The following is a 13,351-nucleotide window of genomic DNA, read 5'->3' as shown; positions in this document are numbered from 1 at the left end:
GCCATCGAACACCCTAGCAACAAAGTGTAGATTACGCTTGATGACAACGTTGATTCGATTGCTGAAATGGCTGGGCTACGCTGCTCTTTGCGGCGTGGTGCTGGTGTTGCTTGCGGTTCTGTTCGTCGGTCTTACCCCGATGGGTGCAAGAATTGCCGCAAAGCAGATTTCATCGCTCGTTTCCACGCCCGACCAGACAATCGAAATCTCTCCACCCAGCGGTCTTTTGACCGGTCGCCTGTGGCTCGATAATGTCACCCTTTCGGATCGGCAGGGACCTTACGCCCGCGTGAACCAGATCGCCGTTGACTGGTCGCCGCTCTCGCTTCTTGCCGGAACCTTCCACGCCGACCGGGTGTCGGCCGGATCGATTGATGTCGATCGCAAACCGCTTCCCGCTGAGCAAACATCGACCAAAAGCTCCGGCAGTTCGTCCCTGCCGATTGAAATCGACATCGACAGTTTCGATTTCCCCGATATTAGCCTCGGACAATCCCTTCTTGGCCGCGACTTCGAGCTGACCGCCGAGGGCAATCTCAAGGCCGCGCAGGACGATATCAGGCTATCGCTCACCGCCCACCGGCAGAGCACGCCGGACGCTGCCATCAATGCGGACATCGCGTTTCTGCCGAATGAAAATGTCTTGAAGTTGAAAGCGGAGATGAAGGAGCCCGAGGGCGGGCTTCTGGCCACGCTGCTCTCGCTTCCGGGCACACCCGCCGTGGCGATCGATGTGAACGGTGAAGGTCCGCTTTCTGACTGGACCGGCACTCTGCGCGGCAACGTCGCCGGCAACCCCGTGCTCAACGTCACCGGCCACCATCTACTTGGAGACGACGGCACGCGGCGTATCGAGGTCGCAGGCGGCGGCCAGCCCGATCTGCTTCTGCCCCCCGCTTTCCGGCAGCTTTTTGCCGGCGAGACGAAACTTGATGCAAACGCCACGCTCTCACCACAGGGGCGCATCGAAATCGGCAGCAGCACGCTGGAAACCGGTACATTGCTGCTGACGGCCTCGGGCACCGTGGATCCGAACGGCCAGAACGATCTTAGTGCCAATCTCATCGGCACCGCCGGGCCAGTGGATTTCCGCTGGCCGCTGAACAATGGCGAGATCCAGGCCCTCATCAATGGCATTGATCTTTCCCTGAAAGGCAACGCTGACGCCGCTCATCTCAACACCACGGCATCGTTGCGCAGCCTTTCCCTGCCACAGGGTAGGCTTGATGATGTCAAGCTGACGGCCAGGAGCGGCAATCTCAACATTGCCGATCGCAGCGGCACCATCGACACCATTCTCTCCGTGGCACAATCGTCATTCGTCAGCCCGGATATCGACCGGCTGGTGCGTGCGCCGGTCACCATCAAGGCGCCGGTCAGCCTCACCTCGTCGACCATCGGCTTTGACGGCGCGACGCTGGAGAGCGCCAGTGTCGGCGGAACGCTGAACGGCAGTTTCGACCTCGCCAACAATCGCCTGACATCCAGCGTGCAGCTCTTCGCGTTGCCCGCCACCCTGCCGCCAGCGCTGGCGGAAAAATTCGATACCACCATAGCTTTGCAGGGCGATATCGACCTGATCATTGGCGGGCGCACAAGCGTTCAAAACCTCGTGGTCAAATCCGGAACAATTGAAGCGACAGGTGATGTCAGTCTTGAAGACGACGCGTTGAGCGCCAATCTGACGGGCAAGTTTCCCGCTCTCGAAAAACTGACGCCACAGGCAAAGGGCGTTGCCGATTTTGCAATTGAAGCCAGCGGCGCGCTTGCCGCGCCCGACTTCAATGTCACCTTAAGCTCCGAAAGTGCCACTCTTGCCGGACGGAAGCTTGAAGCCCTGAAGGTCAATGCCGCAGGCAAGGCCGATCCGGCCGCACCGCAGGCAAAACTGACCGCCAGCGGCAGCCTCGACCGGCAGAAGATCGACGCCAACGCCAATGTGGTGCAGACAGAAAACGGCACGGCAATACCCGAGCTTCATGTGGCAGTGGGTCGCAACATCTTGAACGGGAAGCTGCAATTCTCGCAACAATTCCTGCCATCTGGCAATCTTTCGTTCAATTTCCCGGACTTGGCCCTGCTGGCGGCACTTGCCGCGCAACAGGCAGATGGCGATATTGCCGGCGACATCGTACTCAGTAACGATAACGGCCGGATTGCCGCGACGATAAAGGCGAATGGCGGCATTATCCGCCAGGGCACAACGGTTATTTCGAAGCTCGCTGCCGATATCTCCATTGATGACCTTCAGGCGCTCGCCATCAACGGCAAGGTCAGCGCCGACAGCGTCAATGCTGGCACCGCGGCGATTTCGGCGCTGAATGCAACCATTGGCCATTCCGGCACGACCACCAACTTCGATGTCAACGGACGCTACGACAATGCGCCGCTCGTGGTAAAGGGCAGTGCCAATACCGCAGGATCGCCGATGACCGTGCGGCTCGATGCCTTCTCGGCCGCCCCCAAGGGCGTTGCCGTACGGCTTGAAAAGCCGAGTACAATTGCGATCGAAAACGGCACGGCCCGCATCTCCGGTCTGACTATCATCACCGGCGACGGGCGCGTCGAGGTAAACGGCACGGCGGGTTCGACACTCGACATCAACGCCAATATCCGCTCGCTTCCCGCGAACCTCGCAAATGCCTTCGCCACCGGGCTGGATGCGGCGGGGAGTATATCCGGGACAGTCAGCGCCAAGGGCACGGCTTCAGACCCGGCGGTCGATTATAATCTGAACTGGACGAATGCCGAGGTTGCCCAGACGCGTGCGGCAGGGCTTGCAGCGCTCGGCATCAAGGCAAACGGCCGTTTCGCCGGCGGCACCCTGCAGATCGATACGAATGTAACCGGTCAGGGCGGCATGTCGCTTTCGGGCGGCGGCTCTCTCGGCATTGCCGGTAACCGTCCGCTTTCCATGGCCTTTTCTGGGAGGTTGCCCTTCTCCGCCGTTGCCGCACAAACCGCAGCACAGGGCCTCGATGTGGACGGCACCGCCGCCATCGATGTGAAGATTTCCGGCAGCGCTTCCGCGCCTGTCGTTACCGGCAGCATCACCACCGATGGTACACGACTGACCGATGTGCGCCGTAACCTCACGGTCAACGGGCTGGCTGCAACGGTCACCTTCGATCGTGATCGCGCCATCATCTCCCGGCTGACGGGAAAGCTTGCTGGCGGCGGAACGATCTCGGGAACGGGTAGCGTCGGTATAACGGGCGGTTCGGGCTTTCCAGCCGACATCACGATCACGTTGGACCGCGCCGGTTACAATGATGGCACGCTGGTGACGACCATCGTGAGCGGCACGCTGACGCTGAAGGGTCCGCTTCTGAATTCGCCCGTGCTTGGCGGCAAGCTGACGCTGGACAGAAGCGCCATCACCATCCCGGAGAAACTTCCAGCCTCGCTGACGGAAATCGACGTCAAGCACAAGAACGCCCCGCCGCAGGTGCGGGCGCAGGTAAAGGCACTCGGTAACGATCAGGGTGGCAGTGGCAGTTCATCCACTATCAATCTTGATCTTCAGGTAAACGCACCGAGCGGCATCTTCGTGCGCGGACGCGGCATCGACGCAGAACTGACCGGCAATCTGACCATTCGCGGTACGGCAGCTATTCCCGTCATCTCCGGCGGTTTTGAAATGCGCCGTGGACGGCTCGAAATTCTCACCCGCCGTCTCGATTTCAATACGGGCAAGATAACCTTCGGCGGCGGCCTCGTGCCGGTTCTGGATATGGAGGCGCAGTCCACCGCTGGTTCCGCCACCATCACCGTTGCGGTTTCCGGCAATGCCAACGACCCGACATTCGCCTTCTCCTCAACCCCGGCTCTGCCGCAGGATGAGGTTATGGCACAGCTGATCTTCGGCCAATCCATGTCCAAGCTCTCGGCCTTGCAGATCGCGCGGCTGGCGGATGCGGCAGCCCAGCTTGCCGGTGGGCGCTCCACCTCGTTGTTCGACAAGCTGCGAAGCAATCTCGGTGTCGACGATCTCGACATCTCGACGGATTCGGAAGGCCAGGCCCGCGTTTCCGCCGGCAAATATCTCAACGAGCGAACCTATCTCGAACTGCAGCAAAGCGGCGATTCCGGCGCAAAGGCCATCATCAACCTCGATGTCGGGCGCGGCGTGAAGCTGCGCGGTGAAGCGGGCGGTAATGGCGAAGGTGCAGCCGGTATATTTTACGAGAAAGAATATTGAAGTCTTCGCATTTAGGTTTGCGAAACCATCTCATGCTACGAATCTTCCATTGAAGGCGGAAAATATTGTTTCCGGCTGTTCAGGCACCAGGCAGAACGCCAAATTCGCATATGCAAGTGTCGGTGCACTTGCGCTGGCCTCCACAGCGAGCATTGGGAAGAATTCTGATGGCAATGATAAACTCTACCAACTTTGGCGGCGAGACGCTCGAAATCATCGCATTCCGCCTGCATGATCAGGAATTCTGCGTGAAGACGACGACTATCCGCGAAATTCGCGGCTGGGCGCCTTCAACGCCCATTCCCCACGCGCCGAAAGACGTCATCGGCGTCATGAACCTGCGCGGTTCGGTTATTCCGATCATCGATCTCGCACACAAACTCGGAATGAAAAGCACCGTCGCAAATGAAAGAAGCGCCATCGTGGTGGCCGAAGTGCACAACATGGTCATCGGCATGCTCGTCGATCGCGTTTCGGACATTCTGACGATCCCGGCAAATCAGGTCCAGCCGGTTCCGGAAATCTCGGCCTCTTTCGACAAGTCCTACTCCGAAGGCATCATTGCCAACGAACATGGCATGATCTGCTTCCTGAACCTTGCAAAGATGTTCAAGGGAACCGAAGCGGAAGATCTCGCCGCCTGATCGTTGCAATTCCTTTGCATGACGGCCAGTTCGCGTTCTTAGGCAACCTAAGAACAAAGGCTCAAATACGAGACTATTGACCATTGAACCAAACCGCCGGAGCACCTGCCCGGCGGTTTTTGTTTTCATGACCATCTCTTTTATTAAATAAGAACATTTTAATATTATAGATATCTAATATTAAAAGCCGACGAACAGTATCGCGCCTACATCACATCACGCGGGTTCCGATACCTGACCGAGGCTGACAAGTCGCAAGTGCCTGCATTGCTGCCTTTGGCGGCAGAACCTGTTCGTTGTTCAACATGATACGGCGCCGACCACACCTCCTGTGCGGCAGCGCGCGCCGAGGCCGCTATTTGGGGGACGTTAATGCTGGGGTTAGGGAAAAGCGCAGACAATCGAAATATGCTCGATGCGATATCCAGATCGCAGGCAGTCATAGAATTCGATCTTAAAGGCAATATTCTTACGGCAAACAGCAATTTCTGTGTGACGCTGGGCTATGATCTCGCAGAGATCGTCGGCAAGCATCATCGTATCTTCTGCGACCGGGAATTTGTCGCATCGCACGCATACCAGGAATTCTGGGAATCTCTTGCGCGCGGCGAATTTCAGGGCAAGGAATATCGCCGCATACGCAAGGATGGATCGACCATATGGATCGAGGCCTCCTACAACCCCGTCTTCAGGTCAGGCAAACCCTATAAGGTTGTCAAGATAGCGACCGACATCACAGCCAAGAAGATCAAGGCTTTAGAAGATGCTGGCAAACTCGAAGCGCTTTCACGCTCCCAGGCCACCATCGAATTTTTGCCGGATGGCACGATCATTACCGCCAATCCGAATTTCTGCGCCACTGTCAGCTACGACCTCAAGGAAATCGAAGGCCGGCACCACCGTATGTTCTGCGATCCGGCCTATGCAGCATCGCCAGCCTATGCCAATTTCTGGCCGCGGCTGGCATCCGGAGAATTCATCTCGGACGAATTTGTTCGCTATGGAAAGAATGGCAAGGAGATATGGATCCAGGCCGCTTACAACCCGGTATTGGATGAGACGGGCAAAGTCGTGAAGGTTGTGAAATTCGCAACCGACGTGACGCCGCGTATGAGCGCCATCACCCTTCTCGCCGATGCCTTGCAGGCACTGGCCGAGGGTGACCTGGTGCAGCGCCTCGATAGCAGCTTCGTGCCCAGCATGGAGAAATTGCGCCAGGACTTCAACGACGTGGTCGGCAAACTTCAGTCCACCATGCAGACGATCGCTCACAATGCCTCGACAATCGCATCCGGCTCGGGTGAAATCCGCATAGCCGCCGATCAACTCTCGCAGCGAACCGAACAGCAGGCCGCCTCGCTGGAAGAAACCGCAGCGGCGCTGGAGCAAATTACCACCACCGTGACCGATGCCAGCCAGCGCGCCGGCGAGGCCGGGAAACTGGTGTTGCGCACGAGAGAACATGCCGAACATTCCGGTGAAGTCGTTCAGCAGGCAATTTCCGCCATGGACGCGATTTCGCGCTCCTCCGGTGAAATCACCAACATCATCGGCGTCATTGACGACATCGCATTCCAGACCAATCTACTGGCGCTGAATGCGGGCGTGGAAGCTGCTCGTGCCGGTGAAGCGGGCAAGGGTTTCGCGGTGGTCGCCCAAGAGGTGCGGGAACTCGCGCAACGATCCGCCGTTGCTGCCAAGGAAATCAAGTCCCTCATCAACACCTCCCGCGAACAGGTCGCCAATGGCGTCGATCTGGTTGGCAAAACCGGCGGTGCGCTGCGGGATATTCAATCGCAAATGGGCGAAATCGATGCCAACGTCTCGGCCATCGTCGAGGCCTCGCGCGAACAGGCCAACGGTCTGAGAGAAATCAACCAGGCCGTCAACGTTATGGATCAGGCGACCCAGAAAAACGCCGCCATGGTGGAAGAAACCACTGCCGCCAGCCACGGCCTCGCCAATGAAGCGGACAACCTGCACGAATTGCTGCGGCAGTTCAGAATATCGCGCGAAGGACAGGTATCATCCGCCCAGCCGATCAATAAAAGACCCGCTGCAATAACGAGGCTGACAGCACCACAGCCGCGATACACAACGGCAAGGTCTCACGGAAATGCTGCGCCCGAATGGGCGGAGTTTTAGTATGCTTCGAAGCCCGGATGCCAATGCCGGCCGGCAACTGGCATTATAAAATGACGCGGTCCGCACGGGTGAAGATTTCGAAGTCTTCACCCCGCACCAGCGCAACAAGCGTGATGCCCGCACTCTCGGCGGTTTCGATGGCAAGCGCGGTAGGAGCCGAAATTGCTGCCATAACCGGACTACCAAGGATCGCTGTCTTCTGAACCATCTCCACGGACAGGCGACTGGTGACGGCAACAATGCCTGTCTTGGCGGAAATACCGGCATTCACGACAGCACCGGCTAACTTGTCGAGCGCATTGTGGCGACCGACATCTTCGCGCACCGCAAGCAAACCATCTTGCGGACTATAAAAACCCGCACCGTGAACGGCCCTCGTTTCGCGGTTGAGGCTTTGTGCGTCGCTCAGTGCTTTCACCGCGGCAACGATGTCATCACCGTGGATCGACATTCTCACGCCGCTGAGATCGGGGACCACGCGAACCGCCTGTTCTATGGATTCGATCCCGCACAGACCGCAACCAACCGGACCTGCCACATGCCGCCGTCTCGCCCGCAGGGCATCAGCCTTGGCATCCATCAGATCCACCTGGACATCATAGCCCTGCCCGGCTTCAATGACCTCTATCGCCCGGATTTCGCTGCGTGCCGATATGATGCCCTCTGTCAGGCTGAAGCCGACGGCGAAATCGACAAGATCAGCGGGACTAGCCATCATCACGGCATGGGTGCTGCCGCCGTAAGAAAAGGCAACCGGCACCTCCTCCGGCACGGCGCGCTCACCCGTTCTGAGGGCGCCCTGTCGCAGCGCGGATCTTGCGACCCTTCGATAACTGGCTTCTATCGACACGGCGATCATCCCTCCATGACAAGAAACATGACTTCTCGTCTGCTCTCGATCGACAACAGCGATGCTACTTCTCACCCTCATGTCTAGCCTATCGCCCTGAAATTCGGAATCGATTTCCGCAAACGTAATGAGCAGACCGAGACGCTTTACTGGAACGAGAACTCAGATTTTCTGCCTGCTTAAGAAAACAGGCAGTGGCCAAAAACAAAAAAGCGACCGAAACGGCCGCTTTTTTGTTTTGGATATTGTGTGGACAGTCATTCTTTCGAACCCGCCCGGTGCTTTCAAGCGGCGACGAGAACCTCATGCAGGTTCGTCAGTTCGTAGAGATGCTTTTCAAGCTTGGTCAGATGTTCGTGGTGATGATTGCCTTCCTGGATTTCGGCCTTGGCCAAATCGATGCGCTTCTGCAGCGTGTCAGGGGACATATCGTCAGCCGAAACAGCGGATTCGGCGAGAAGCGTGCAACCTGTCGGAAGAATATCGGCAAAACCACCGAAAACGACGTATTTATGGGTTTCGCCAGAGGCGAATTTCACCGTCACCAGGCCCGGCTTGATCGTCGTCATGGTGGGCGCGTGATTGGCCAGAACCGTCATCTCACCCAGCGTAGCCGGAATGACGACTTCCGTAACCGTTTCGGAAACGAGCAGACGTTCCGGGGAAACGAGATCGAATTTGAAACTGTCAGCCATGGCTATTCACTTCTTTTCAATTACGCGGGCGTCACGGACTTGTTTATTAAAACGCCGGCAAAGCCGTTCCGGTTTCACCGTCATCGTGTGCAAGGCGCGTGGTCGAACCACGCGCCCGCCAATTCATAATCAGGCAGCTTCAGCAGTCAGCTTCTTTGCCTTTTCGATGGCTTCTTCCATCGAACCGACCATGTAGAAAGCTGCTTCCGGCAGGCTGTCGTATTCGCCGTTGACCAGGCCCTTGAAGCCCTTGATCGTGTCTTCGAGTGCGACGAGCTTGCCCGGAGAACCGGTGAAGACTTCGGCAACGAAGAACGGCTGCGACAGGAAGCGCTCGATCTTGCGGGCGCGGGCAACCGTCAGCTTGTCTTCTTCCGACAGTTCGTCCATGCCGAGGATGGCGATGATGTCCTGAAGGGACTTGTAGCGCTGCAGGGTCGACTGAACCTTACGGGCAACCTCGTAGTGTTCTTCACCGACGATCATCGGGTCGAGCATGCGCGAGGTGGAGTCGAGCGGGTCAACAGCCGGGTAAATACCCTTTTCTGCGATCGAACGCGACAGAACCGTCGTTGCGTCAAGGTGCGCGAACGAAGTGGCCGGCGCAGGGTCGGTCAAGTCGTCGGCGGGAACGTAAATCGCCTGAACCGAGGTGATCGAACCCTTGTTCGTGGTGGTGATGCGTTCCTGCATCTGGCCCATGTCGGTTGCGAGCGTTGGCTGATAGCCCACAGCCGAAGGGATACGGCCGAGAAGAGCCGAAACTTCCGAACCAGCCTGCGTGAAGCGGAAGATGTTGTCCACGAAGAACAGAACGTCCTGGCCTTCGTCGCGGAAGTTCTCAGCGATCGTCAGACCGGTCAGAGCGACGCGAGCGCGGGCGCCCGGCGGTTCATTCATCTGGCCGTAAACGAGAGCTGCCTTGGAACCTTCGCCGCCGCCAAGCTTGTTGACGTTCGACTCGATCATTTCGTGATAGAGGTCGTTACCTTCGCGGGTACGCTCACCCACGCCGGCGAATACCGAGTAACCACCGTGCGCCTTGGCGACGTTGTTGATCAGTTCCATGATGAGAACCGTCTTGCCAACGCCAGCGCCGCCGAACAGGCCGATCTTGCCGCCCTTGGCGTAAGGAGCCAGAAGGTCAACGACCTTGATGCCGGTAACGAGGATCTGGCCTTCAGTCGACTGCTCGACGTAAGACGGTGCGTCCTGGTGGATGGCGCGCTTCTTGGCCGTTACGATCGGACCTGCTTCGTCAACCGGCTCACCGATGACGTTCATGATGCGGCCGAGCGTTTCCAGACCTACCGGAACCTCGATCGGAGCGCCCGTATCAGCGACGACCTGACCACGGACGAGACCTTCGGTCGAGTCCATTGCGATCGTGCGTACGACGTTTTCGCCGAGATGCTGAGCGACTTCCAGAACCAGGCGGTTGCCGTTGTTATCGGTTTCGAGCGCGTTGAGGATCGGAGGCAGTTCGCCTTCGAACGCCACGTCGACAACAGCGCCGATAACCTGGGTAACCTTGCCCGCGCCGTTCACCGCTGCGGTTTTCTTGGGGGTAGCTGCCTTAGCCATTATCCTTACCCTCTTTCCTTACCTCAGAGCGCTTCCGCGCCCGAAATGATTTCAATGAGTTCCTTGGTGATCTGAGCCTGACGCTGACGGTTGTAGGAAAGCGTCAGCTTGTTGATCATATCACCGGCATTGCGCGTTGCGTTGTCCATCGCGCTCATCTTGGCGCCCATTTCACCGGCAACGTTTTCGAGCAGAGCCCGGAAAACCTGAACCGAAATGTTGCGCGGAATAAGGTCTTCCAGAATAGAAGCCGCATCAGGCTCATATTCGTAGACGGCGCTCTGCGTTGCCTCAACCTCTTCCACAACAGGGACTGCGGCAGGAATAAGCTGCAGACCGGTCGGGATCTGGCTGATGACGGACTTGAATTCCGAGTAGATCAGCGTGCAGACGTCAAATTCACCCGCATTGAACAGGGAGATCACCTTCTTGGCGATCTGGTCGGCGTTTTCGAAACCGACCTTCTTCACTTCGCGCAGTTCGATGCGCTCGATGATATTAGCTGCGAATTCGCGACGAAGGCTGTCGTAACCCTTCTTGCCGACCGTGATGATCTTGACCGTTTTGCCTTCGGAAATCAGCTTGCGGGCTTGATCGCGGGCAAAACGGGAAATCTGCGAGTTGAAACCGCCGCAAAGACCACGTTCAGCCGTGCAGACAACGAGCAGATGCACGTTGTCCTTGCCGGTGCCGGTCATCAGCGCCGGAGCGACGTCCGCCTCGACCGCCTTGGCGATGTTGGCAAGAACGGCGCCCATGCGCTGCGAATAAGGCCGGGCGGCCTCCGCAGCTTCCTGGGCGCGCCGAAGCTTCGCCGCGGCGACCATTTTCATCGCCTTGGTAATCTTCTGCGTCGCCTTTACGGAGGCAATGCGGTTTTTCAGATCCTTTAGTGAAGGCATCCGTTATCCGTCCGAGTAAAAGAGCCCTAATTACGAGAAAGACTTCGCGAAGCTATCAAGAGCGCCCTTGAGCTTGCTCTTGGTATCGTCGCTGATTGCCTTTTCCGTGCGGATGGTGTCGAGGATCGCCTTGCCTTCCGAGCGGAGGTAGGAGAGCAGACCCTGCTCGAACTTGCCGACCTGCGCGACCGGGATCTTGTCGAGATAACCGTTGACACCGGCGAAGATCACCGCGACCTGCTCTTCCGTCTTGAGCGGAGAGAACTGCGGCTGCTTCAGAAGCTCGGTCAGGCGGGCACCGCGGTTAAGCAGGCGCTGCGTGGAAGCGTCAAGGTCCGAGCCGAACTGGGCGAAGGCGGCCATTTCGCGATACTGGGCAAGTTCACCCTTGATCGAACCGGCGACCTGCTTCATCGCCTTGATCTGGGCGGCAGAGCCAACGCGCGAAACCGACAGGCCGACGTTAACGGCCGGACGGATACCCTGGTAGAACAGGTCAGTTTCAAGGAAGATCTGGCCGTCGGTGATCGAGATCACGTTGGTCGGAATGAAGGCCGAAACGTCGTTGCCCTGGGTTTCGATGACAGGCAGAGCCGTCAGAGAGCCAGCACCCATTTCGTCGGAGAGCTTTGCAGCGCGCTCCAGAAGACGGGAGTGAAGGTAGAAGACGTCGCCCGGATAAGCTTCGCGGCCCGGAGGACGGCGCAGCAGAAGCGACATCTGACGGTAAGCAACGGCCTGCTTGGAAAGGTCGTCATAACCGATGAGGGCGTGCTTGCCGTTATCACGGAAGTATTCGCCCATGGCGCAACCTGCAAACGGTGCAAGGTACTGCATCGGAGCCGGGTCGGAAGCCGTGGCAGCAATGATGATCGAATACTGCAGGGCGCCGCGCTCTTCCAGAACCTTTACGAACTGGGCAACGGTCGAACGCTTCTGGCCGATAGCAACGTAGACGCAATAAAGCTTGTCGCCTTCCGGACCATTGTCGTGAATGGCCTTCTGGTTCAGGATCGCGTCGAGAATGATCGCGGTCTTGCCGGTCTGGCGGTCGCCGATGACGAGCTCGCGCTGGCCGCGGCCAACCGGGATGAGGGCGTCGATAGCCTTGAGGCCGGTCGACATCGGCTCATGAACCGACTTACGCGGAATGATGCCGGGAGCCTTGACGTCAACGCGCGAACGCTTGGCGGCGTTGATCGGGCCTTTGCCGTCGATCGGGTTGCCAAGGGCGTCAACGACGCGGCCGAGCAGCTCCGGGCCGACCGGAACGTCAACGATAGCGCCAGTCCGCTTTACGGTGTCGCCTTCCTTGATGGCACGGTCGGAACCGAAGATAACCACACCGACGTTGTCGGCTTCGAGGTTGAGCGCCATGCCGCGAACGCCGCCAGGAAACTCGACCATTTCGCCGGCCTGAACATTGTCGAGACCATAGACGCGGGCGATACCGTCACCGACGGAAAGCACCTGACCGACTTCCGAGACTTCCGCCTCGTTGCCGAAATTTTTGATTTGATCTTTCAGAATTGCGGAAATTTCCGCGGCGCGGATATCCATCAGCCAACCTCTTTCAGTGCAAGCTTAAGGGTGGAAAGTTTGGTGCGAAGAGACGTATCGATCTGGCGAGAACCAACCTTGACGATCAGGCCACCGAGGATCGAAGGATCAACAGTAACGGAAACCGTCACATCCTTGCCGGTAACGCTCTTCAGCGCCGCCTTCAGTTCAGTTTCTTGCGCTTCGTCGAGCGCATGTGCCGAGGTGACCTCGGCGGTAATTTCGCCGCGATGGGCAGCAGCAATGGAGCGATAGGCGCGGATCATGCCGGGAACGGCAAACAGACGGCGGTTATTCGCAACGACCTTGAGGAAATTGACAGCAAGACCGGCAAGACCGGCCTTCTCGCAGATTGCGGTGATTGCCTTGAACTGATCCTCGGCGGAAAACACCGGGCTCGCAACCAGACGCTTCAAATCGTCACTTCCATCGAGAAGTGCGCCGAACCTGTCCAGATCGGCTCCAACTGCCTCGACCGCACCCGCTTCCAAAGCAAGCTCGAAAAGCGACGATGCATACCTTTCGGCTACACCGGATGTTCCATGGGAGGTATCTGCCACGGGCACTTTTTCCCTGCTAATCGTCCAAGAACATCAGCGAGGGGGATCCTCCGCATCAAATTCTTGAAATCGTTTCAATTTCCCCGAAAAAGACCGGAATTCCCCCCTGCCTTTTCCCAATTTCGCGGTCCGTCTAGCATAGGACGCCGGGACTCGCAACACGCGTAATAGCGGAAAGCGCCGTTTGGGCAAGGGGGAATGCGTTTAAAT

9 protein-coding genes are annotated in these 13,351 nt (G+C 58.0%); 3 read left to right on the top strand and 6 right to left on the bottom strand.

The genetic code is table 11. The features are described 5' to 3' along the window. The first annotated feature begins 40 nt into the window (after nt 1–40). The 3 genes from ACQZ5Y_RS15955 (at nt 41) to ACQZ5Y_RS15945 (ending at nt 6,990) form a co-directional block, all read left to right on the top strand. Complete coding sequence (locus ACQZ5Y_RS15955; RefSeq protein WP_174050082.1) at nt 41–4,201, top strand: translocation/assembly module TamB domain-containing protein; 4,161 nt, start codon at nt 41–43, stop codon at nt 4,199–4,201. A gap of 167 nt (nt 4,202–4,368) precedes the next feature. Next, nucleotides 4,369–4,845 carry a chemotaxis protein CheW gene (locus ACQZ5Y_RS15950; RefSeq protein WP_003504949.1) on the top strand — a complete coding sequence of 159 codons (477 nt, stop codon included), beginning with the start codon at nt 4,369–4,371 and terminating at the stop codon, nt 4,843–4,845. A gap of 372 nt (nt 4,846–5,217) precedes the next feature. Further along, nucleotides 5,218–6,990, top strand: coding sequence for a methyl-accepting chemotaxis protein (locus tag ACQZ5Y_RS15945; RefSeq protein ID WP_419457024.1), 1,773 nt, complete (start codon nt 5,218–5,220; stop codon nt 6,988–6,990). 43 nt (nt 6,991–7,033) lie between these two features. Here the strand turns inward: ACQZ5Y_RS15945 and fdhD are convergent, their stop codons facing one another. The 6 genes from fdhD to ACQZ5Y_RS15915 form a co-directional block, all read right to left on the bottom strand. Then, nucleotides 7,034–7,849 carry a formate dehydrogenase accessory sulfurtransferase FdhD gene (fdhD, locus tag ACQZ5Y_RS15940; protein WP_174050089.1) on the bottom strand — a complete coding sequence of 272 codons (816 nt, stop codon included), beginning with the start codon at nt 7,847–7,849 and terminating at the stop codon, nt 7,034–7,036. Between the two features lie 275 nt (nt 7,850–8,124). Next, nucleotides 8,125–8,535: a F0F1 ATP synthase subunit epsilon gene (locus ACQZ5Y_RS15935; RefSeq protein WP_003516751.1), complete on the bottom strand. Its 411-nt coding sequence runs from the start codon at nt 8,533–8,535 to the stop codon at nt 8,125–8,127. A 129-nt stretch (nt 8,536–8,664) separates the two neighbouring features. Next, complete coding sequence (atpD, locus tag ACQZ5Y_RS15930) at nt 8,665–10,119, bottom strand: F0F1 ATP synthase subunit beta (RefSeq protein ID WP_003516750.1); 1,455 nt, start codon at nt 10,117–10,119, stop codon at nt 8,665–8,667. 23 nt (nt 10,120–10,142) lie between these two features. Next, nucleotides 10,143–11,021: a F0F1 ATP synthase subunit gamma gene (locus ACQZ5Y_RS15925; RefSeq protein ID WP_003516748.1), complete on the bottom strand. Its 879-nt coding sequence runs from the start codon at nt 11,019–11,021 to the stop codon at nt 10,143–10,145. A gap of 30 nt (nt 11,022–11,051) precedes the next feature. After that, complete coding sequence (gene atpA / locus ACQZ5Y_RS15920) at nt 11,052–12,581, bottom strand: F0F1 ATP synthase subunit alpha (protein WP_003516747.1); 1,530 nt, start codon at nt 12,579–12,581, stop codon at nt 11,052–11,054. Then, on the bottom strand, nt 12,581–13,147 hold the full coding sequence (locus ACQZ5Y_RS15915) for a F0F1 ATP synthase subunit delta (RefSeq protein WP_173739219.1): 567 nt from the start codon (nt 13,145–13,147) through the stop codon (nt 12,581–12,583). Before ACQZ5Y_RS15915 ends, atpA begins: the two co-directional genes overlap by 1 nt. Between the last annotated feature and the right edge of the window lie 204 nt (nt 13,148–13,351).

This window comes from Agrobacterium sp. A3-95, from assembly GCF_053521785.1.
The sequence above is the reverse complement of the archived record's forward strand: the minus strand, read 5'-3'. Positions and strand labels throughout refer to the sequence as shown.

Coding starts and splice junctions, on each gene's coding strand:
- atpD (WP_003516750.1), bottom strand. CDS start 10,119: ATGGCTAAGGCAGCTACCCCCAAGAAAACCGCAGCGGTGAACGGCGCG.
- ACQZ5Y_RS15935 (WP_003516751.1), bottom strand. CDS start 8,535: ATGGCTGACAGTTTCAAATTCGATCTCGTTTCCCCGGAACGTCTGCTC.
- ACQZ5Y_RS15945 (WP_419457024.1), top strand. CDS start 5,218: ATGCTGGGGTTAGGGAAAAGCGCAGACAATCGAAATATGCTCGATGCG.
- ACQZ5Y_RS15955 (WP_174050082.1), top strand. CDS start 41: ATGACAACGTTGATTCGATTGCTGAAATGGCTGGGCTACGCTGCTCTT.
- fdhD (WP_174050089.1), bottom strand. CDS start 7,849: ATGATCGCCGTGTCGATAGAAGCCAGTTATCGAAGGGTCGCAAGATCC.
- ACQZ5Y_RS15950 (WP_003504949.1), top strand. CDS start 4,369: ATGGCAATGATAAACTCTACCAACTTTGGCGGCGAGACGCTCGAAATC.
- ACQZ5Y_RS15925 (WP_003516748.1), bottom strand. CDS start 11,021: ATGCCTTCACTAAAGGATCTGAAAAACCGCATTGCCTCCGTAAAGGCG.
- atpA (WP_003516747.1), bottom strand. CDS start 12,581: ATGGATATCCGCGCCGCGGAAATTTCCGCAATTCTGAAAGATCAAATC.